General features: G+C 52.4%; 20 protein-coding genes and 3 pseudogenes. 10 read left to right on the plus strand and 13 right to left on the minus strand.

Annotated elements, in window-relative coordinates:
* Positions 1 to 54: 54 nt before the first annotated feature.
* Entirely contained in the window at positions 55 to 525 is a 471-nt protein-coding gene (locus tag RAC65_RS00075) for a DUF1203 domain-containing protein (RefSeq protein ID WP_375096214.1), read from the plus strand.
* Positions 526 to 562: 37 nt separating this feature from the next.
* The gene (locus RAC65_RS00080; protein ID WP_375096215.1) at positions 563 to 1,459 is read left to right on the plus strand and encodes a DMT family transporter; all 897 of its coding nucleotides are present in this window, start codon (positions 563 to 565) and stop codon (positions 1,457 to 1,459) included.
* Positions 1,460 to 1,610: 151 nt separating this feature from the next.
* Here RAC65_RS00080 and RAC65_RS00085 read toward each other — a convergent pair whose 3' ends face one another.
* A complete protein-coding gene (locus RAC65_RS00085; protein WP_375096216.1) occupies positions 1,611 to 2,207 on the minus strand; it encodes a TetR/AcrR family transcriptional regulator in 597 nt (198 codons plus the stop codon).
* Between the two features lie 53 nt (positions 2,208 to 2,260).
* On the opposite strand from RAC65_RS00085, the gene RAC65_RS00090 reads away from it, so the two are divergent.
* Positions 2,261 to 3,157: a DMT family transporter gene (locus RAC65_RS00090; protein ID WP_375096217.1), complete on the plus strand. Its 897-nt coding sequence runs from the start codon at positions 2,261 to 2,263 to the stop codon at positions 3,155 to 3,157.
* 193 nt (positions 3,158 to 3,350) lie between these two features.
* Here the strand turns inward: RAC65_RS00090 and RAC65_RS00095 are convergent, their stop codons facing one another.
* Positions 3,351 to 4,184, minus strand: coding sequence for an oxidoreductase (locus tag RAC65_RS00095; protein WP_375096218.1), 834 nt, complete (start codon positions 4,182 to 4,184; stop codon positions 3,351 to 3,353).
* 102 nt (positions 4,185 to 4,286) lie between these two features.
* Between RAC65_RS00095 and RAC65_RS00100 the strand changes: the two genes are divergently transcribed.
* On the plus strand, positions 4,287 to 5,207 hold the full coding sequence (locus tag RAC65_RS00100) for an AraC family transcriptional regulator N-terminal domain-containing protein (protein WP_375096219.1): 921 nt from the start codon (positions 4,287 to 4,289) through the stop codon (positions 5,205 to 5,207).
* An 85-nt stretch (positions 5,208 to 5,292) separates the two neighbouring features.
* On the opposite strand, the gene RAC65_RS00105 is transcribed toward RAC65_RS00100, so the two are convergent.
* Positions 5,293 to 5,844: a GNAT family N-acetyltransferase gene (locus tag RAC65_RS00105; protein WP_375096220.1), complete on the minus strand. Its 552-nt coding sequence runs from the start codon at positions 5,842 to 5,844 to the stop codon at positions 5,293 to 5,295.
* Positions 5,845 to 6,152: 308 nt separating this feature from the next.
* Here RAC65_RS00105 and RAC65_RS00110 point away from each other — a divergent pair, with 308 nt between their 5' ends.
* Entirely contained in the window at positions 6,153 to 6,728 is a 576-nt protein-coding gene (locus RAC65_RS00110) for a YceI family protein (protein ID WP_054633978.1), read from the plus strand.
* 28 nt (positions 6,729 to 6,756) lie between these two features.
* Here RAC65_RS00110 and RAC65_RS00115 read toward each other — a convergent pair whose 3' ends face one another.
* From RAC65_RS00115 to RAC65_RS00130, 4 genes are read right to left on the minus strand one after another with little or no spacing between them, the layout of a single operon-like run.
* Positions 6,757 to 7,563 (minus strand): anti-sigma factor family protein, encoded by an 807-nt coding sequence (locus RAC65_RS00115; protein WP_375096221.1) that lies wholly within the window; start codon positions 7,561 to 7,563, stop codon positions 6,757 to 6,759.
* Positions 7,560 to 8,117, minus strand: coding sequence for a sigma-70 family RNA polymerase sigma factor (locus RAC65_RS00120; RefSeq protein WP_375096446.1), 558 nt, complete (start codon positions 8,115 to 8,117; stop codon positions 7,560 to 7,562). The genes RAC65_RS00115 and RAC65_RS00120 overlap by 4 nt, the downstream gene beginning before the upstream one ends.
* Positions 8,098 to 8,649, minus strand: coding sequence for a tetratricopeptide repeat protein (locus RAC65_RS00125; RefSeq protein ID WP_033738401.1), 552 nt, complete (start codon positions 8,647 to 8,649; stop codon positions 8,098 to 8,100). The genes RAC65_RS00120 and RAC65_RS00125 overlap by 20 nt, the downstream gene beginning before the upstream one ends.
* Before the next feature lie 13 nt (positions 8,650 to 8,662).
* A complete protein-coding gene (locus tag RAC65_RS00130) occupies positions 8,663 to 9,241 on the minus strand; it encodes a cytochrome b (protein ID WP_375096222.1) in 579 nt (192 codons plus the stop codon).
* A gap of 220 nt (positions 9,242 to 9,461) precedes the next feature.
* Between RAC65_RS00130 and RAC65_RS00135 the strand changes: the two genes are divergently transcribed.
* The 4 genes from RAC65_RS00135 (at position 9,462) to RAC65_RS00150 (ending at position 12,697) form a co-directional block, all read left to right on the plus strand.
* Positions 9,462 to 10,430, plus strand: coding sequence for a D-2-hydroxyacid dehydrogenase family protein (locus RAC65_RS00135; RefSeq protein WP_375096223.1), 969 nt, complete (start codon positions 9,462 to 9,464; stop codon positions 10,428 to 10,430).
* Between the two features lie 317 nt (positions 10,431 to 10,747).
* Positions 10,748 to 11,077 (plus strand): DHCW motif cupin fold protein, encoded by a 330-nt coding sequence (locus tag RAC65_RS00140; RefSeq protein WP_164481826.1) that lies wholly within the window; start codon positions 10,748 to 10,750, stop codon positions 11,075 to 11,077.
* 207 nt (positions 11,078 to 11,284) lie between these two features.
* Entirely contained in the window at positions 11,285 to 11,740 is a 456-nt protein-coding gene (locus tag RAC65_RS00145) for a GNAT family N-acetyltransferase (protein WP_375096224.1), read from the plus strand.
* 390 nt (positions 11,741 to 12,130) lie between these two features.
* Positions 12,131 to 12,697, plus strand: a complete 567-nt coding sequence (locus RAC65_RS00150; RefSeq protein WP_058702773.1) for a hypothetical protein — start codon at positions 12,131 to 12,133, stop codon at positions 12,695 to 12,697.
* Between the two features lie 56 nt (positions 12,698 to 12,753).
* Here the strand turns inward: RAC65_RS00150 and RAC65_RS00155 are convergent, their stop codons facing one another.
* The 5 genes and pseudogenes from RAC65_RS00155 to RAC65_RS00175 all read right to left on the minus strand — a co-directional run bounded on the left by RAC65_RS00155 (position 12,754) and on the right by RAC65_RS00175 (position 19,103).
* Positions 12,754 to 13,122 carry a hypothetical protein gene (locus RAC65_RS00155; protein WP_152998381.1) on the minus strand — a complete coding sequence of 123 codons (369 nt, stop codon included), beginning with the start codon at positions 13,120 to 13,122 and terminating at the stop codon, positions 12,754 to 12,756.
* Positions 13,123 to 13,464: 342 nt separating this feature from the next.
* Positions 13,465 to 13,770 (minus strand): hypothetical protein, encoded by a 306-nt coding sequence (locus RAC65_RS00160; RefSeq protein WP_152998383.1) that lies wholly within the window; start codon positions 13,768 to 13,770, stop codon positions 13,465 to 13,467.
* Between the two features lie 19 nt (positions 13,771 to 13,789).
* Positions 13,790 to 15,334: a methyl-accepting chemotaxis protein gene (locus RAC65_RS00165; RefSeq protein ID WP_058702776.1), complete on the minus strand. Its 1,545-nt coding sequence runs from the start codon at positions 15,332 to 15,334 to the stop codon at positions 13,790 to 13,792.
* Positions 15,335 to 17,649: 2,315 nt separating this feature from the next.
* A pseudogene (locus RAC65_RS00170) lies at positions 17,650 to 18,141 on the minus strand (methyl-accepting chemotaxis protein); the annotation flags it as partial.
* Between the two features lie 98 nt (positions 18,142 to 18,239).
* A pseudogene (locus tag RAC65_RS00175) lies at positions 18,240 to 19,103 on the minus strand (dihydrodipicolinate synthase family protein).
* A 13-nt stretch (positions 19,104 to 19,116) separates the two neighbouring features.
* Here RAC65_RS00175 and RAC65_RS00180 point away from each other — a divergent pair.
* Positions 19,117 to 19,500 (plus strand): annotated as a pseudogene (locus tag RAC65_RS00180) (methyl-accepting chemotaxis protein); the annotation flags it as partial.
* 481 nt (positions 19,501 to 19,981) lie between these two features.
* Here RAC65_RS00180 and RAC65_RS00185 read toward each other — a convergent pair.
* Positions 19,982 to 20,419, minus strand: coding sequence for a VOC family protein (locus tag RAC65_RS00185; RefSeq protein WP_033737932.1), 438 nt, complete (start codon positions 20,417 to 20,419; stop codon positions 19,982 to 19,984).
* Positions 20,420 to 20,800: the final 381 nt, after the last annotated feature.

Genomic DNA, 20,800 nt, shown 5'->3' on the forward strand with positions numbered 1-20,800 from the left:
GCAGTTCCCGTCAATAAAAAGGTACTGTCATTCTGACCAACACGGGAGGCGAAAATGAACTACAAAATTTCGGGGCTTGATGCGGGACAGTTCGTCCATCTTTTTGGCCAGGACGAACACTATTTAACTTTCCACGGTGCTGTAAGAGTCAAGGTCGAGAGTTGCCCGGGGTATCCCGACAGAATCTCGCTGCGCGATATTCCTGCCGGTGAAACAGCGATTCTGATCAACCATACCTATCAGCCCGCAAATACGCCTTACCATGGCTCTCATGCCATCTATCTGTGGGAGGGATGTACGGAGCAGGGCATATATCTCAATAACATACCGGAAGTGATGAGCCACAGACTTCTTTCCCTCAGAGCCTATAGTGAAAACCATCTCATGGTAAAAGCTGAAATCTGTCAGGGCAATGCAGCGGAACAATGGCTGAATCATTTTTTCGACGATCCTGCCGTAAGTTATATTCATTTCCACTACGCAAAACGGGGATGTTTCGCCTGTCTTGCCGAACGTGTTCTGTAAATGAACATGCCGTTTGGGATCGGTCAGGAAAAACCAGATGAAGATTTCTGATGTTGTCAGGCTTATTTTACTGGCCGCGGTGTGGGGTTCAAGTTTTCTGTTTATGAGAATAGCCGTGCCCGCCTTTGGATCCATTAACGTGGCTTTTTTACGCGTACTATTAGGATTTACGGGTCTTGCCGCCGTCGTCCTGTTCAACAGGCAATTACAGACGTTCAATGGGAAACTGAGGGCAACGCTGGTGCTCGGCATCATCAATTCCGGTCTTCCTTTTCTGATGTACTGTATTGCGGCGAGATGGCTCCCGACGGGCTATTCCGCACTGTTTAACGCGACAGCGCCGATGATGGGAGCACTTATCGGGTACTGCTTTTTTGGGGAAGTCATCACCGTAAGAAAATTGATCGGAATATTAACGGGTCTGGCGGGAATAATGCTTATAAGTAGTCCTGCTTTCTCTGGTTTAGGCGGAATGTTTATAGCAGGCGCGCTGGCCTGTCTGGTGGCGACAACCTGTTACGGACTTGCGGGTTATCTTACCAGACGATGGATTACCGAGCAGGGAGGCCTCGATCCGCTTCTGGTCGCACTTGGAAGTCAGGCTGGGGCATCCGTTTTTCTGTTCCCCTTTTTTGGCTGGAACCTGTTTTCAGCAGGTACCGTTAACTGGTTTCAGCCCTGGGTATGGAGCAGCGTAGTCGCGCTGGGCTTAATCTGTACTGCGCTGGCGTACATTTTGTATTTCAGGCTTATTGCAGATACGGGGCCTCTGAAATCTCTTACGGTCACATTTATTATCCCTCCCTTTGCCTGCTTGTGGGGCTATCTTGCGCTTGACGAGAAAATTGGAGAGAAATTTATTGCAGGCGCCTGCCTCATCGGCATTGCGGTCTGGATGGTGGCGTATTCGGGCAGAAAGAGGCAGACCTCATAACGGGAATATTTCTGCAATGCCGTACAAAGTGCCTGGCGGCGTAAACTGGCTTTTACCGCAAGGTGCCTTTTGTGAGAGTCCGCCCTGTATCAGGCCCGGCGATGCGGTTAGCCATACTATCCCGTCAGCCGTTTTGACGGACTGTAATGCTTTAAACAGCGTCAGGTTCAGCAAAAAGAAGGTCTGGTAGCGTTTGCATCAAGAAAGCATAAGGAGAAAGGCTACGTTCTATGCGAATACGGATCATTACGCCTTCATAACTGTGAATAACCAGCCTTGCCGCGCTTTCCGGAGACATGCGTGGCGATAATGTCTGAGACTGCTGAGCGTCAGTAAAGATGTTAATCAGATCGCGCTCCCAGGCGCTAAAAATTGCCAGCAGCTTCTGACGCATTTTTTCACTGTGTACAGCGCCCGTCTGCCCTATAATTCCTGCCAGACAGCCGCCTGCTTCGGGTTCACGCTCAATATATTCCCTGTGTCCGCTCAGCCAGTTTATCAGACGCTGGCGGGGAACAAGCGCTGTATTCAGCAGTGTATTTTCCCGGAGTGCGTCAAACGTCTTGATATAGACGTCAAGGGCGGCACAGGCAAATTCTTCTTTGCTGGAGAAGAGATTATAAAATGATCCTTTAGGCATTCCTGCTTCACCAAGAATAGTGGTAATACCACTACCTTCATATCCTTCCCTCATGAAAACCCTTACACCGGCATTTAAAAGACGTTTGCGCGTATCACTCTTTGCCATAATAATTAGACCGTTCTACTTTTTTCTAAAACTATAGCGAACAAGGATAAGCGATGCCACTGTTTAAAACCGCCAGCAGGCACAGTCTGGGGATAAGCATGGTGTGCCTTTCAGCCGTCATGTGGAGTTCAGCAGGTTTCTTCGTGAGAATGCTCGATATGAACACGTGGGCAATGGTCGCATGGCGGTCACTGTTTGCTTTTCTGTCACTGGTTCTTCTGCTGGCGCTGGGTGGGTATTTGCGCCGTTTTGCATTTCGTCATGATGTGGGTATAAAAGGTCTGATCACGGCTGCCATCATGGCGGTTTCTATGTTTTGTTACGTAGCGGCATTGAAACTCACCAGTGTTGCTGGTGTGATGACGGTTTATGCCACCATTCCCTTTTTTGCCATGGGGCTGGGCTGGCTGATACAGAAGAAAAAAATAACAAAGCGCGCGCTTATCTCGGCGGCACTTAGTCTAGTGGGGGTCATTGTTATGGCGACCTCTGCCTCAGGTACGGGCGATATGGCGGGTAACGCACTGGCACTCATGATGACGGCCGGTTTTGCCGCCAGCATCGTGATGTCCGGGACATGGCCGGATATGAATCTGCCGGCAGTTACGGCACTGGCGTGCGCACTCTGCGGTGCATTCTGTTTTATAATGATGCCGCAGGGCCTTCCACTTCCCGGTTTACATGACATGGTATGGTTATGTGCTTTTGCGCTGGCCACGCAGAGTCTGAGTTATCTCCTTTTCATGGCAGGTAGTCGGTATATTAACCCCGCTGAAGCCAGCCTTATTGCGCAAACTGATATTGTGCTGGGGCCTTTATGGGTCTGGATCTTCTTCAGTGAATTACCGCCCGGCAATACATTACTGGGCGGGGCAATAACCTTCATTGCGGTAACGGGTTACCTTGCAGGTGAGTATTACCTGAAGACAAGAGCAGCTTCGAAAAACTAATCGTTTTCGTATTTAACAGCGCCTCATTTTGGATTCCAGGTCTGATTCTGGCACAAAGCTACAGAACAATATCAACGCCCGGGAATAATGGAAATTACCTTCACTCCCGGGTAACCCCTTTATCATACGCACCATCCATCTGTGATGGCTTACCGTTTCAACAGCCACCACAGGAATGTATTTTAGCAACGAATTAGCCATCTGTTGAAAGTGTCAGGGATTCCCATTGTTCGATTTCATGATGCAAAGCGGCGAGCTTTTGCCGCACCAACGTTAATGCATCACTGCCTAACAACAAGTGCGTGGGTGGGCTCTGGCTTTCAATCAACGTCAGGATGGCCTGCGCTGCTTTTACGGGATCGCCGGGCTGATTTCCGCTTTTTTCCTGACGCGCCTGACGAATGGGGTCAAATAACGCGTCATAGTCCGGGAGGGTGCGGGCACTGCGTGACATTGAGCGACCGGCCCAGTCGGTACGAAACGAGCCGGGTGCGACCGCGGTGGCTTTTACATTAAACGGGGCCAGTTCCTTACTTAAGGTTTCTGATATGCCTTCCAGCGCAAATTTGCTGCCGCAGTAATAGCTGATACCGGGAAGGGTGATAAAACCGCCCATTGACGTGATATTGATGATGTGGCCGCAGCGTCGCTGACGCATCTCTGGCAGGACGGCTTTTATCATCGCCACTGCGCCAAACACATTCACGTCAAACTGGCGGCGCATTTCTTCCAGCGAGGATTCTTCCAGAATGCCTTCATGACCATAACCCGCATTGTTCACCAGAACATCAACAGGACCAACGGTAGCGACGATCTCCTTAACTGTCTCAGCGATTCGCTCAACGTCTGTCACGTCAAGCAGGCGACCAAATGCCCGCTGCGCATCAAGCGCTTCAAATGCCTGTAATGCGTCAGGGTTGCGCACGGTTCCGATAACCCGATGGCCCGCAAGCAGGGCTTCCTTCGCCAGGGCAAGACCAAAGCCACTACTCACACCGGTGATAAAAATCGTTTTTGCAGATGTCATAATTTATTCCCATGCAGTAAAAGCTGCATGATATTCTCTGCGTCGATGGATTTTCAGGCCATATCTTATGGTTTTATTGCCTGATTTTATGAGGGTGCGATAATGTCTGACATGATTACACGGGTAAAAACACTGGCCGTCCAGGAAGGGTACAACCTTACTGCGCTGCCCGATGTGAGAATTTTGCGCGCCAACCGCCCGCTTGCCAGAACCCCTGTGCTCTATGATCCCGGCCTTGTCATTGTCTGCCAGGGCCGTAAACGCGGTTATTTCGGTCAAAAGACCTATCTGTACGATGAACAGCACTATCTTGCCGTCTCAGTCCCCGTGCCCTTTACCATGGAAACTGACGCATCGGCAGACCATCCGCTATTGGCTATATATATTCATCTGGATTTTCAGCTTGCTGCGGAACTGATGCTGCAGATTGAGCAGCATGGTGCACCGCAACTTTCCGCCGCGCCTGAGAGCATGATATCGAGCCCGATGGATGACACGATAAAAACGGCTGTGTTACGTGTGCTTGACGTGCTGGAGAATCCCGCAGAAGCCGCCATCCTGGGGCCCGGGAGGATGCGCGAACTCTATTTTCGCGTATTAACCGGCGCGCAGGGCAACGCAATGCGCGCGGCGCTGGCTTTACAAGGTCAGTTCGGCAAAATCGGCAAAGCCTTACGACGTATCCATGCTACTTATGCTGATCCTTTAACGCTCACGCAACTGGCGGCGGAAAGCGGTATGAGCGTGCCGACCTTTCATCACCACTTTAAAGCCATAACCCAGCTGCCGCCGATGCAGTATGTAAAATCAGTTCGCCTGCATCAGGCGCGAATGCTGATGGTCCGTCAGCAGCTCACTGCCGCCGCCGCGAGCTACGCCGTTGGCTACGAGAGCCCGTCGCAGTTTAATCGCGAGTTCAAACGGCTGTTTGGCCTGCCACCGGCAGAAGAGATAAAGCGTATGCAACGTAATTTCGCCTTTCCGCCTTTGCAGCAAAACTCTGCATTTGTGTCATCGCACTGAAGCTGTGATGGCATCGCTGACGAAATGAAAATGAGCAGGTAGAAAACCGCTCTTTTTCTGATTTATCAGTCATATTTAAGCCGTGCTAATACCGGTAGATAACCGTATCATCAATCCGCCCCAGACTATCGAGGCGTTCATTAACCAGTCTGGCTTCGGGTTTGAAACCGCACTTTAACGCAACAGACTGACTGCGTACGTTACGTCCTGCCATACGAATTTCGATTCGCTTTGCCTGAAAAAAATCGGCGGCCATGTTTGTGACCAGCTTACAAGCTTCAGACATAATGCCTTTACCCCACATATCAGTGGCGAGCCAGTAGCCGATTTCATAATAAGGAATCGCGCGATTCCTGATAAATAAGCTAATACAGCCTGAGAGGTCATCTGACTGACGAACAATGATTAAAAACTTATATTCAACGTTGTCATTCAGGAAATTCCCGGCCGCCTCCGCCATACTTTTCTCAACAGCATTCAGAGAGTGAAAACCGGGAGACCAGAGCAGGAATTCATGATGAAGGGAACTAAATGCATTCAGTTTTTGCTGCATTTCTTCCGTACGACTCATGTCCGGGGCGATCAGATAAAAGGTTTCATGCTGCCGAAAATTAAGGGGAATATCATCCAGGTACATAACTCATCTCCTGAACTCAGATTAATTTTCTTTCTTATCACAAGCGATGAAGATCTGCATCCGCTTCAGATAACAGGTTGGGCAACCTCCACGCCGGACGCCGCGCCAACAACCCACTCACAGCGGAAAAACGCTCGCGCATCGCCAAAAACCACCGCACTATTCTACATTCACCTCATATAACCGTGCCGCTTCCCCATCCAAATGCGATCTCCGGCCTCACGAATGTTATATAACTGTAAGTATCAATCGAATAACGTTGTCACCTGGCGCGTTAACGCGTTGTCTGTTTACTGGAGAAGCCTGCTATGACGCGCGCTGTTTCTTTTTTGGTTGCTGGAGTGCTGCTGAGTCCGTTCGCCCATGCGGCCCCGCTTTACTACACGATTTCCACGCCTGACACGGCAATAGGGCTGTCATGGCGTGCCTTTGGCGGGATGTCGCATGCGAAACTGACGGGCGTGACCGGCGAGGTGACGCTGAACCCGGCGAATGAGCTGGATAATCATGTCCGGGTCACCATTCCGGTTTCCACGCTAATCGCCTCAAACAATCTGCTGACCTATCAGCTTAAAAGCAGCATGTTTTTTGATGCGCCGCGCTATCCCAACATCGTCTTTACCAGCACCCGCATCGTGGCGCGCGGCAACGGTAAATACCGGCTTTTTGGTGCGTTAGCGGTGAAGGACGTCCAGCGACCGGTGATCCTTGACGCGACGATGGAAGAGCATGATCGCACCGCAGAGACTGGCGACAGGATCTCGCTGCATGCGATGACCACGATCTCGCGCTCGGCCTACCATATGGATCGCTTTACCTCGCTGGTGGATGACAGGGTGACCATTACTATCGATATTCAGGCAGAGGCCAGCCATGTCCCCTGAACGCGCCTGGCTAACTGCCGCGTGGTGGTCAGGCGTTAAGCGCGGTTTTCAGGGCACTGGCGCTGGCGGATAATTCCCCGGCCGGATTGCGGCCAATCAGAACAAACTGGTAGCCGCGGTGATGCCACCACACCAGGCGCATATCATGGCGCTGTTCGCGCTCAAGCCCGGTTGAGGTCGGATGCGCATCGGGGGAAATGCACAGCGCCATCGGGCCATATTCCGCATGGATCCAGGCAATCTGCGCAATTGACGTACTGTCATAGCGCAGCATGCGCACCATTTTTAACTCTGCGTCGGGCAGCGTGAGCTGCTGCGTATTCAGATGCAGACCGATATCCTGTGCCGTGCGGGCCAGGCCATGCTGCAAGGCGGCAGGGGAGTTATCGGCATCCAGCAGGGTTTCTGCGCTGTAGAGCGACATGTACTGCGCTTCAAGATCGCGAATCTTCTCACACTCACTCAGCGCGATTTTGCCGGCGCGCGCCAGATAACCCAGTCCCGAGCCGATCAGCAGAAAACTCAGCGAGGCGGCGATCAGTGAACGACGACTGACGCCCGTAGTGGACGTCATTTTGGGTTCAGGCACGGGGGGAGCTGAAAGCGCATCCAGCTGGCGCCGCATGTTGGCTTCCGGGGCTTTGTCCAGTAACGGCGCAAAGGCCGCCTCAAAGTCGAGCTGGCTTTTCATCAGTTCATCGATGCGCTCAGCCAGATCAGAATCCGTCTCCAGCAGCGCTTCGAGCCTGCGCGCGTCAGCCGGATTCATCTCGCCATCCAGCCAGGCGACCAGGGCTTCGTCGCTGTACGGAGGCGTAAATTGCGACGTGTTCATGAGCGTTTCTCCTTTGCGGCATCCTGATCATCAAACGACCTGGCCAGCGCCGAACGCGCGGTGGCCAGCCTGCTCATGATGGTGCCGACAGGCACGGCCAGCGTCTCTGCGGCTTCCTGATAGGTAAAGCCTTCTACATAGACCAGAAACACGGTATTACGCTGGGCTTCCGGTAGCGCACTGACGCGCTGCATGATTTTCTGAAAATGCAGGCGTTTTTCATTACGTTCCTGCGCGTCCGGGGCCAGCAGTTCGTCACTGTCAACAAAGCCCTGTCCCAGTCGCACGCGACGGGCGCGCAGATCAGAAATCCAGATGGAGTGAAGGATCGTGAACAGCCAGCGATCGATGCGCGTGCCGTGCGTATACTGCGCGCTCTTTTCGAGCGCGCGAACGCAGGTCGACTGCACCAGCTCTTCGGCAACGTCGTGGTTTCGGGACAGCACCAGGCCGTAGCGCCACAGACGCGTCAGATGGGCAGCAAGCTGCTGACGAACTTCGCTGGTCGTAATATCACTGTCCTCGCATTGCGTATCAGGATTCCGGATGGCCAGCAATGGCGGCCTGCAAATCACGATACTCCTCGCAGCCCGTTCCGCACAGGCGGGCGAGAGTATTTAACTGCGCTTTCGCCAGGTCGGGACGACCTTTAATCAGCCACGCTTCGCCGAGATATTCGCGTACTTTGGCATAGCGTGGATTGAGCGCCAGCGAACGCTGATAATACCCGATACCTTCATCGGTTCGCCCGAGTTTTCGGGTGGCATAGCCGCGGTAATTCCAGGCTTCGGCGGTGTCAGGCTGTTTCAGCTTATCCAGCAGCGTCAGCGCGGCCTGGTACTCGCCTTTTTTCGCCAGATGATACGCATAACGGGTTTTGTCTTCGTCAGTCAGACGCGCCGATTTATCGGGGACGCACTGTTTACGCTTGCTGTCATAAACCTGCCCATGCGGACAGTCCGGGATCGTACTGTTGGTGCTGTCATCCCCTGCGGCCAGCGCGGGTGCGGTGTGGATAGCCAGCAGCAGCGCCGGAATCCATAGTTTACGGCCTGTATTATGCAGTATCGATGCAATGTTTTTCATGGCAGAGCTCCCGTTAGCGGAAGGGGCGAACGGGCAGCATGCGACGCAGCACGTTATCGCGGAAAACAAAGTGATGAAGCAGGGCGGCCAGGGCATGAAACGCGACCAGAACGATCAGCGTCCGGGCGATGGTGTTATGCCATTCCCTCAATGAATGTTTAAACAGGGGATCGACATGAACCCGCCCGCTCAGCCCGAAGAGGCCGAAAAAGTGAAACGGCTCCTGCTGTGCCCAGCGGAACAGAAAGCCCAATACAACCTGCGTGAACAGCAACAGACAGCGCGCGCCGTGCACGCAATGAGACAGAATGGATGCCGGACGGGATATCGACGCCGCAGGCAGGGCATAACGCGGCGAGCATTGACTCATCACCCGCCAGACCGGACGAACCACCATCATCAGCGCCAGCAAAATACCGCAGGAAATGTGCACTGACTGTAAGCCTTTCCTGAGCGGCGTGCCGCGCTCCAGCCATTGCCAGATGTGGGCGCTGGCGAATAAAAAGAGGAGGCTGGCGGCGGTGATCCAGTGAAGCGCTAGAGGCAGCCGGTCATCGTGCTGTCGGGGATTTACGGGTTGAGCATGAATCATGACGTGGGTTCTCTCGTTCAGATTTCTGCTGAGTAAACGTGCGTCCTGCGATTTCTATTCACTCTTTTTTTCGCAACCCATTGGCAGGGGCCGCCTTGCTCGAAAGCGTGGACAGAATGCGGCGAAGCCGATTGACGAAACCCTGTTGGTGTTTTAATGATGTAAAACTGTTTACAGGCGGCAGTGAAAAGCGAATCCGACTCTTGAGGCGCGCGTAACGATGACGATACCGATATGTATTCCTGACGATTATCAACTGGCTACGGCAGGACTGGACTGCCTGAAACGCCATCCGGCCTTTCACTGTACCGCCGTTGGGGATATCCATTGCGATCCCGCCGCCGGTGAAGCGCTGGCAAGTGCTCAGGCCCTGATCCTGATTCGCGAGCGCACCACCATTGACGAGGCGTTTTTACAGCGCACGCCCCAACTGAAGCTGATCAGCCAGACCGGCAAGATCGCCCGCAATATCGATCTTGCAGCCTGTTCCCGGGCTGGCGTGGCGGTGGTGGAAGGCGTGGGTTCGCCCGTTGCGCCGGCAGAGCTGACATGGCTGTTAATCATGGCGGCCCGCAGGAAGTTCGTACAGGCCGTTAACGCCATGCGTGCCGGACACTGGCAGGCAGAACTGGGGCAGGGTGTACACAAACAGACGTTAGGGATTCTGGGCTACGGCAAAATTGGCAAGCGTATTGCGGCTTACGCCCGCGCGTTTGGCATGCAGGTGCAGATTTGGGGCAGCGATCGCGCCCGACAGGAAGCGCAGCAAGAAGGCTTAATCGTGCCAGCCAGCCGTGAGGCGTTTTTTGCGACCAGCGATGTGATAACTGTTCATCAGCGGCTGGTGGCCGCCACCGAGGGCAACATCACGCTGAGTGACCTGGTGCAGATGAAGCCCGATGCGTTGTTTGTGAACACCAGCCGGGCAGAGCTGGTGGCAGAGGGTGCCCTGCTGAGCGCGCTCCGGCAGGGCCGTCCGGGATTTGCCGCGCTGGATGTCTTTGAGGCAGAGCCCCTTTACGATCCGGCGCATCCAGTGTTATCGATGCCCAATGTACTTTGCACGCCCCACATCGGCTATGTTGAAAAGGACAGTTACACGCTTTATTTCAGCACCGCGTTTGACAATGTGGTGCGTTTTTTCCAGGGTGACACAAGCCACGTGATCAACCCTGAGGCGCTGGGTTAAACGCAATTTGCTGCGTTAAACCGTTACGTGGACGCAGTGTCAATACGTACGGGTGTTCAGGGAAAAGATAACGCGTTTAAGAAAGCTAAACAGAAAGCCGGAAAGTGATAAAGCCATCCGCTGATCTGTTTAACTATCGCCAGGTTTGTCATCGATTCTACTCGAATTCACGGTTCACATACTCTAGCGCAGAGGGTAGGAAATGTTTTAATGGCCTGAAGCAGAAGCGTCGCGTTTACTGAACCGACCGTTATCTGCCTGCTCCGCTTTTAACACCCCAGGTGACGTCACTCACCCTCGCGAAAAAGGCATAAAAAATGAAGATGGAAAATATCCCTTTTGGCATAACCGACTGGTCACAGATCGAGGAAGAACGCCATGAAGGTGAATGCGGCTTCGCGCTCTGGCGTGTGGCAAAGTTTGGCGCTATCCGGGTCAGAATGGTTGAGTACTCTCCAGGTTATGTCGCCGATCACTGGTGTTTAAAAGGTCACATTCTTCTGTGCCTGAAAGGCGAAATGACCACGGAACTGGACGATGGACGAGTGTTTGTCCTGACGCCTGGCGTGAGCTATCAGGTGGCGGACAATGCCGAAGCGCATCGCTCGACGACAATGCAGGGCGCAACGCTGTTTATCGTTGATTGAAGGGAGGGAGGGTGACTTTCTTGTTGTACGCCAGTAAAGGGGGGAAGCGCGTTTTTTAAACGTGAGACCGGTTAATGCGCCAGAACCCGGCATGGAGCACGACAGGTGATGCCCTGCGTCATTAATCATGTGCTGAGTCAGACAAACAATATAAACAGGTCTGAAATATCGTGATGATTTCATCAGACGAAAATGAAAAGGACTATCATGTTCTACCTGTCAGAAATAAATAAAGATGACGCTGCGTTAGCCTGCCTGGTAAGTGAACTTGATGCGTTTCAACGCGTGCTTTATCCGGCAGAAAGTCATCATTGCCTGGACCTTTCCACCGTCAGTAATAAGAAACTGCGCTGCGTCATTGCGCGGGATGCTAATGGGCTGTCCGCTGGTTGTGGCACTTTACTTCTTCAGGACGGCAACGTAGGCGAAATTAAACGGGTTTACATTCGTCCAGAATATCGGGGGCGCCAACTCGGCGAGCAAATTCTGGCCTCACTTGAAAAATTCGCGTCAGAGAACAGCTGTTACCAGCTACGCCTTGAAACCGGCATTCATCAACAGCCCGCTGTAGCGCTATATCGTCGATGCGGCTACAGGCTTTGTGAGGCTTTCCCTCCCTATATCAGCGATCCTTTAAGCGTGTATATGTGCAAGGACCTGTAGCAGTACGGCTTACACTTCATCCCCCGCTTTTATAACGCGCGGTGACATCTTGAGCGTTTGTCGAGGGAGCTGCGTTGCAACTGAGGGTAAATAATTCAGGAAAGACGGTGCAGTAACCGGTTTGTAAGCCCGTCATGTTTGCCTGTAAAGGTGGTCGTTTCCCTCTGCCGGGGTAATGTCTGCTGCTCTGGCACTGTTTCTAATACAAGGTTCGCGAGGAAGGTGTCGCTTGTCTGACGCATGAATGTCTGCACGGTGGCAGAAGCGGACGTTTCTGACCTGCTTATGTAGTTGTTTGGGGCGCGCAGTCTGCTCACCCTGTCCCGGTTGCCTTGCTCACCCTCGCTCTGCGTCTATGCTTTTTCATTTAAGCTTTACAGGTAAAGTAAAATGCTTCCTTCTTCCGATCCTCAGATGTTGCTGCTGCTCTACTTTGTTTTGCCTGTCTGGCTTATTGCTGGGTTTGCGGACTGGCTTTGTCACAGAGCCACTGACATCGAAACCACCACCGGTCTGAAAGAAACCTATATTCATATTCTGATGTTTCTGGAGATGGGCCTGCCCTTACTCGCGGCCCTCTTTTTAGAGGTAAACGCGTTAGTCATTGCGTTTATGATAGTGCTGTTTTTCTGCCATGAGGCGACAGCGCTGTGGGATGTGACTTATGCTGTGACCGCAAGGCGGGTCTCACCGGTTGAGCAGCATGTGCACAGTTTTTTGGAAATGCTACCTTTAGTGGCGCTTCTGCTGGTGGTTTCCCGTCACTGGCCGCAGTTTTTGGCACTGTTTGGTTTCGGTGAAGAATCTGCACGATTTGAACTTAAACTCAGAACAGACCCGTTGCCAGGCCACTATATCGTGGCTGTGCTTACAGGAATAGTGGTGCTTGAATTGCTGCCTTACCTTGAAGAGTACTGGCGCGGCAAAAAAGCAAAACAGCGCACACGAAACATCTGACCTGCCATCTGATACATCAGTCGTCCTGATGCACTAAGCGGCGTCCGCTCAGACGCTTAAAGCCGTCGTTTGTTTAATCCTGCCTTGTCGGTATCCGGGGTGCCGATAAGCGTGGCGCAACCGTTATGACGCTGACGTGTTTCGTTGCGCTTCAGGGAGGATTTCACTGGGGTTCGTGTGGGGTGCAGACAGGAGTGGGAAGTCACAGTGTAAGGAAGATGGCGCGCTTTGTGTTTAAACGGATAATGTCCGGCCAGCACGGGAGCCAAGGTGCTCATACCGCTATTGATGACGATGCCGCACGGAGTCTTGATGTAGTCAAATCTGGAAGCGTAATGCGCCCACAGGGAGGGATGATCCACATGCTGCTGCTCGGGGCAGGCGCCTGGCGCAAGCAGAGACAATGCCGTGTCATCGTCAGCCACGGCAGGCTTCGGTTTACCCGACTGTCAGCGAATGCTGTCGGTCTGGAAATGGCGACTAACGCAAATGATAAGGGCAATAGTCGGCCCGGTGAGCCTGTAATGTCTGTTTATTCAGTTCGGTCCAGGGCGTCTTCTGACCGTGAAGAAACACGCTACAGGATCGGACAGGCCGGAGGCAGGGAAGAGCAGGGGAAGTCAGGTGCGGGGGCTGTCTGGCAGACATTATGCCTGTAAAAAAGCCCGTCGGCATAAACGCGACGGGCCAGCCCGAAGGCGATAAGTATCTTTCTGACAACAACCACATCACATCAGAGTTAACTCGCACTTCATGACAGGCATATTTCAGCCCACGTCAGGTTTCGGCTTCTCCGTTGTTTCTTTTGCGGCCTGACGGGAAAGGCAGTGAATAAAGTTTCCCAGTATGGCGACCGAACTGACGATACCCAGCAGATTTGCCGTGAGCAGCAAATCAGTACGCGCCAGGCGATCAATAAGACCGGACTGTGCCAGAAAGGGCTCAATATCCTTAACCATTCGCAGCAGATGATGGAGATTGTTGGCAAAGGTATCCGGGCTGCTGTAGTCACCGCTTTTCAGTTGCGTAAAAAGTACATCAACATCTGCTTTTAGTCTCAGGACGAGAGTCATGTACTCGATGTCACCCTTTTCAGACACGGAATGCCTCCACCATGCCGCGCAGGGCATGCGCCTGCTCAGAGAGGGAGCGGGATGCCGACGATGACTCCTCGACCAGCGCCGCGTTGTTCTGGGTCACGCCGTCCATCTGGCTCACCGCCACGCTGACCTGCGAAATCCCCTGCATCTGCTCCGACGAGGCCAGCGCAATCGTGTCCATGGATTCAGCCAGTTCACCGACCATATCCACGATTTTCAGGATGCTCTGCCCGGTGCCAGTGGCGACCTCCACGCCGCTTTCCACCTGGCTCACGGCCTGTTCAATCAGGGCCTTGATGTCCTTCGCTGCCGTGGCGCTGCGCTGTGCCAGCGTACGGACCTCACCGGCCACCACGGCGAAGCCGCGACCTTCCTCACCGGCGCGCGCCGCTTCAACGGCGGCGTTCAGCGCCAGGATGTTGGTCTGGAACGCGATGCTCTCAATCACCGATGTAATATCCCGGACCTTCAGCGCACTTGCCTGAATGTTATGCATCGTCTCCGTCATGTCAGTGACCTTTGCCTTGTCGGCGTCGACCGTGCGCGCCGTCTCGCGGGCGGACTCCGCAGTCTGCTGCGCACCGGCAGTGTTGCTCTTCACCGTGGCGGTCAGCTGCTCCATGCTGGCGGCGGTTTCCTGCAGCGCGGCGGCCTGTTCTTCGGTGCGGGAAGAGAGTTCTGTATTACCTTTGGCGATTTCGTCGGCGGCCAGGGCCACGGAGGCGGCGGCATCCTTGATCTGCGACACCAGGCCGCGCAGGTTGGCCTGCATGCTGTCCAGCGAGGCCAGCAGGCTGGTTGTGTCGTTGCGGCGAAGGACGACAGGGGTGGTCAGGTCACCTGCGGCGATGCTGGCAGCCAGCGTCTGCGCCTGTGCGGGTTCACCGCCCAGCTGACGCATCAGCAGCCGGGTAATGAAAACACCGGTGCCTGCCGCAACAAGCACGGATGCGACAGCGAGCAACATCAGGATGAGTGAGGCATGTGCGATGGCGGCACTGTTTTGTTCTCCGGATGTGACGCTAACCTTCTTCTGTATTTTTACCAGGTCAGTAAGGGCGCTGAGCATCCTGTCCTGAACCGGATTGACCTCTTTTGCAAGATAGGCAATAAAGGCCTTGTCCTGATTGGCGAGTCCGAGCTGTCTGGCATTTTCAAAAACGGTAAAAAAAGCGTTCTGAGCGTCGTTCAGTCTTTTCAGCGCTTCCTGACCCGCTGGCGTTGAGTCTGCTTCCATGATCTGATGCATTTCTGCAAGGCTGGTCAGAAAGTCGGCTTTACTCTTCTGCATGAGTACATCAGCAGGTTTCATGTCTTCAGGAGTGCTGAGCAGGCCGAGTGTCCTCACCGAGATGGCCATGTCTTTCAGTTCACTGAGCATGAGGGTGGCAAGCTGGCTTTTTTTCATTTTGTAACGAACAACATCATCCAGGCTTTCACGCGCTTTAATGAGGGCATGAAGCGCAGTGCCAGTACATATGGCAGACAGGAGGATAAGAAGGCCGAAACCGGCGGCAAGGCGGGTGGAAATTTTCATGCGCTCTCTCTTTTAAGTTGTTATTTTGCTGTGTTTTTAGTTACTAACTACAATTTACTATCGGCACACCGCTCCGCTTGCTCCACACTTGTTTTGTTAAATTAATATTTCACTTTCCATCCGCAGCCGTCCGACACAGGACTGAGCGGACGTTGCTGGGCGGCGTGCTATAGCGGATCACGCCTTCGCCTGATGCTGTGCTCTTTAACCCTTCTGCGTTCGTTTTCCGGGGACTGAACCCTCTCTGTACGTTAATGCCTGTGCCACATTTGGCGCGTCGAAAATGTTGGCGGACTGTAGGCTGAGCGCTGTCCTGCTCCCCGCCAGCATCTGACAGGCTGTCTGGCCGGGCACCGGAAGGTTAAGCGTGCGTCCGAAGCGGGCGGCAGCCTGGCTGGAGCTCATGGACAGACGAGAGGAGGGCGCAGTGCATAAATTCGGCAGAAGCGGCTGGTAATGCTATCAGCAGGCGCGTCGCCTGATTAACATCTTTGCTGACGCTCAGCAGACTGCAAACTTTCGCCACGTATGTCTGCGCAAAACGCGGCAGTGTGGGGTAGTCACCGTTATGAAGGAGTGATGATGCGTATTCGCGGAGCATTGATCCGTGTGATTGGCTGATGCAAACGCGATCGTTTATGAATCTGACCCGGAAGGCGGGTTTACAGAGTAAAAGGCGGTTTAAAACGACGCAACCCAGGCCACTTTACGTCCGATAGCCGAGTTTCATTATCATTAAACCTGCTCTGCTAACGGGCGCAGAGCAGGTGATCAATCATCACACAGACAATGTAAGCGACTTTCGGCGTGCATCCCGGGCGCATTGCTTTTCTGCTGCGGAAAACCAGCTTACCTGCAAAAAAGTGTAAGGTGTCGTGCGCAGGATGGCTGCGTATCGCTGACGTTTATCCTCTGTACGCACGGCGCATTTATTAAACGTCCTGGCTGGCATCAGATACACCCGAGCCCCGCTGTGTGCGACTTGCGCATGCTGTAAACGTACGGCGAAGGTAAGGCCGCACAAAACATGCCGAACCGCTGCTAACAGGTTGCGTATGGCCAACCAGGCGGAGAACAGGAGTAAGGAGCTGACGCTGATGGTCGGTGACGTCGCTCCGTCATTTGTCCAGGCGCAGGCAGAAAAGATTGGGGGATTTAGCCCGCAAATTTCATATATGCACACCTGATCAGGTAAGGTTCGACTGAATAATATGCCCAGACTGACGACAGGACATTCCGGTCATGCTGGCTGTCACCTGAGTAGGCTTTTAACAGTTTATCTTTCTTGTCTTTGGACAGAATCACCTCTTCAAGCGTGTCTTTCATCGCTTTCCGGACATCGTCAGGCGCAGCTTTAAAAATCTGGCTTGAAAAAACGGTATCAGACAGCGCTTTCATTTTTTCAGTGTGTCCAAACGCGTCAAAAATAACGGCATCAGAGGCGGCCTGAATTAACGGAATGGACGTGATGTGGCAGTATTCCTGTACTGTTTTAAGGTCTGGCGTCTGAGCGGCGAGAGCATTGCTTGTCATCAATAAGAAAAAATAAATTAATCGTTTCATAACTACCCTAGTGTAAAACCCCTGTTACAGAAACGCGGTCTGCCATAAAGTGAGAACACTCCGTCATCGGGATAAAGTGAAAGGGGAAAGGTGCAATCTTTGCCCGTCGGGTATTAAACGCTGAAATATGAAGTATTCAACGCCTCTGCTCAGCGCTAAAAGCCAATCCCTGGTCGCGATCACAAGACGAATATTAAGTGTAATGCTTTTCGCTTTCGTCCTTATGCGGGTTGACGTCAGGCGCGTATTCATGCTTTAAAACCACAGAAAAAAAGGGGCCCGGACGTGAGCCCCAAATGACTGCATTAACTTGCTATCGATTATAGAGTGTTACTCACCGGTTAGCCGGTTCGCTTAATGATAATCGGCAAAGTAAATGTAAATTGCAAGTTTATGATTATGTTGAAATATAATTTATATATTAGTCCGAATATCTCAAGTAATAGTATATTTCGCTGATGATTTGCGTTGTCAAACCATAATGGACCAGTCCTTTATAGAATGTATAAAGCACCGGGTGACAGACAAATCATAATGCGAAATGGTATCCGCCAGGACCTGGATGCTGATGTAATCCAGGCCTGCGTCAACATAGTTAATCAACGTGCTGTTCGCATCCTCAATAATGCGTTTAATACGGCTGTTTTACTGCCTGCAATATATTGCTGTGCATTCTGATTTGCCTTCGGTGAGCCGATAGCCCTGAGATGGCGGATATACCGCCGGGGCTGGCCGGCGGTATAACCTGTATGTCAGAACTGCGTCCAGTTATTCTCGCTACTCTGGTATGTTCCCGCCAGCGGCGTTAAGGTTACTGGTTGCGCGGCAGATCTGCCCGGATGTGGCTTGATATCGGGCTTTCTGACGTTCCCGTCTGCACCAGGCGTAAACGCGGCGACCAGGCCGTTCAGCGCTTCTGCCTGTTCGGTCAGAGAGCGGGCAGCGGAGGACGCTTCTTCAACCAATGCAGCGTTCTGCTGCGTCACGTCGTCCATCTGATTCACCGCCTGATGCACCTGGCTTATTCCCAGCGACTGCTCCTGCGCTGCAACCGAAATTTCTTCAATCAGATCGGTGACCTGACGGACTGCATCATCCATTCGCGCCATGTTCTCACCAACGTCACTGGCCTGAGACGCTCCGGCCTCTACAAACGCGATGGATGATTCAATCAGCTCTTTGATTTCACGCGCCGAGGCGGAGGATCGCTGTGCAAGATTTCTGACTTCGCCAGCCACGACCGCAACAGAAGTCGGTAATCGTATTCACTGACAGTCTTTTTGATAAAACATTAACCGGCCCTAAACGTCTGGCCGGCTAATCAAGCCTCAGACAAGGAACACTAATTTACAAGGCCAGGTTCAGCAGAACGCATCGCCGCATGGATTTCTTCTGCTGCGCCATCGCCTAAAGGAAGCAGGGGAAAACGCACTGTCGCATGGTCAAGAATGCCACGTGCAACCAGTGCATGTTTCAGTGCCACCATGCCTTCCATGTGAGATCCGCGATGGTAAACCGCTTTCGTTACAGGCAGCAGGCGGTCATGGATTTTACGGGCCTTACTGTAATCCTGAACTTTGCCCGCCTTAATCATTTCAATCCGAGGTTCCGGGGCGATATTACCGTAGCCCACTAGCATGCCATCCACATCAAAAACGGTGTGCAACAAACATTCATCGTGGCAGGTCAGCACCTGAAGATCAGGACGCTCCCGGCGAATCAAGGGGATTTCTGTATCCCAGCGACGCATGTTTCTGACACCGTTCTTCATGGCAAAAACCCCGGGCTGTGCTGAGATATCAAGTAAGGTTTTCAGGTTATAAGTCGCTTTGGTTACATCCGGGTACTGGAACAGAATCAATGGTAGCCCGCTTTCCTCATACACAACGCGATAGCGGTCCTGAGGAGCACCATCCTGATAACCGAACCGGAGCCAGCCATGTGAAGGGTAAAGAAGGCCAACTGAAGCCTCCGCATCAACAGCCCGCTTAGCTTCAAGCGCTGCCACTTCCGTCCCCTCACCGGTGATACCTGCAATCACAGGAATTTTTCCTTCAACAGACGTAACGAAAGCACGTATTACCGAGGCCTGTTCTTCCTGGGTCAGGAATGTGCCTTCATCCGCATGCCCCAGGACAACTCATCCTTTAACACCATTGATGCTGCCCAGCCAGCTCCCGAGGCGCTGAATGGCATCATAATCAATACGTCCGTCGCGCGGTGAAGAAGGCCGTGGTTTTGCCGTGGTGGCTGGCGAGGTACGTAATCTTGCGCAACGAACCTCCTCTTCGGCTAAGGAAATCAGAGAGCTGATTGATTCGTCGATGCAGTTTATCCATAAAGGTTCGGAACAGACTGAGGGGGTCAGATATAATCTTGACCGCATGAACGATGCGGTGAATCAGGTGAACGACCTTATTAATGAAATATCAGTGGCGGCCAGAGAACAGTCGCAGGGTATCAGCCAGGTTCATCAGGCGGTCAATCAGATGGATGACGTTACACAACAAAATGCTGCACTTGTCGAAGAAGCTTCTGCAGCTGCACTGTCCCTTAAGGAACAAGCCCTGTCACTGAGCAAACTGGTTTCTGCTTTTATTATATCGCCCCGCAAAACATCAGAAAATAAGAAGCCGGTAATCAGCCCGGAAACGTCAGGGCAGGGGCATGTTTATCCTTCCCCAGGCGAAGCGGCTCTTTCTGATAATAACTGGCAGACATTCCAGGAGCGTGTTCCGTTTAAGTGCCGGGTTGTCACGGTGGATAAATACTTTCCTGTTTATTCAGTAATATGCATCCGCCCTGCGATCAGGATTTATGTGGATAGCCTGAACTGTATGAAAAGGAAGGATCGGGCCAACGTTAACAGACTCATCTAAGTCAGCTGTTACAGGAAAAAGCAGTGCCGACAGCCTCGCAACGCTGCCGGCACAGCTTAACCAGTGTTTATTTTTTAGAAATTAAGGGGTTATTTGGCAGTGATATACTGATGGCTCATCTTAAATGATATGACCGGGAGTCTGCTTTGTGCCAGAAGCAAACATTGCAAATATCACTGTTTTAATAAGTCATAACATGTGGACTTCATTGACTGCGTTCCATCAACTCAAGCGTCTGACCATCGGGGCTTTGTAAATATATTACTCTGGTTCCCTGCATGGGTCCTGACAAAACTGTCTGCGGTTTCCCTGGCGTCTTCCAGCCATAGTCCGATACTTTGCTCAAGAGCATATCAAGATCCTGCACTATAAACGCAAGATGCGCGTAGCCTGGGATATAGGGCGCTGAAGGCTCCTGTGGCTGTTCAATGTTATTGTATTGTAATAATTCAATTTTAATGCCAGCCAGTTCAAGCAAAGCCATTCGTACATCCGCTCCCCTTGCGCCTGTTACTTCATCAATAACAGGTCCAGACATTTTCCCTTCGCGTAATAACTTCCCTCCAAGGATATGGGTCCAAAAGAATAATGAGTCTTCAATATTTTTAACTGAAAAACCGACGTGATCAGCACTTAAAATCATGAGATTACCTGCTCCCAGTTGACTGATAAGAGACTGCATTACAAGTCTTTACCAGGTGTAGAAAAACTACGAAGGTCCGCTCCTCGCTCAAAGCGGACCTTCATCTCAGTCAGCCTGTTCGCTTTGTGACAGAAGCGGATACTGACATATCCGCACTGCATTATTACATCAGCGCAGAGCAGTACTTATCAAAAATATTCCATAGGGCAGTATTCGTCTGACATTCAGGCAGGCCGAATCCGGATGTTTGGCTCAAAATGTAACGACGTTAAACTTTGCACCCAAAGTCGGCTGAGTTCTGTAGCAGAAATTATTACTGCAGAAAATACCTACAGGTCAAAGTGAAGGTGCTTCTGGCACACCTGCAATCGGCTATTACCC

This window comes from Pantoea sp. BS_8, from assembly GCF_041954965.1.
Lineage (GTDB): Bacteria > Pseudomonadota > Gammaproteobacteria > Enterobacterales > Enterobacteriaceae > Pantoea > Pantoea stewartii.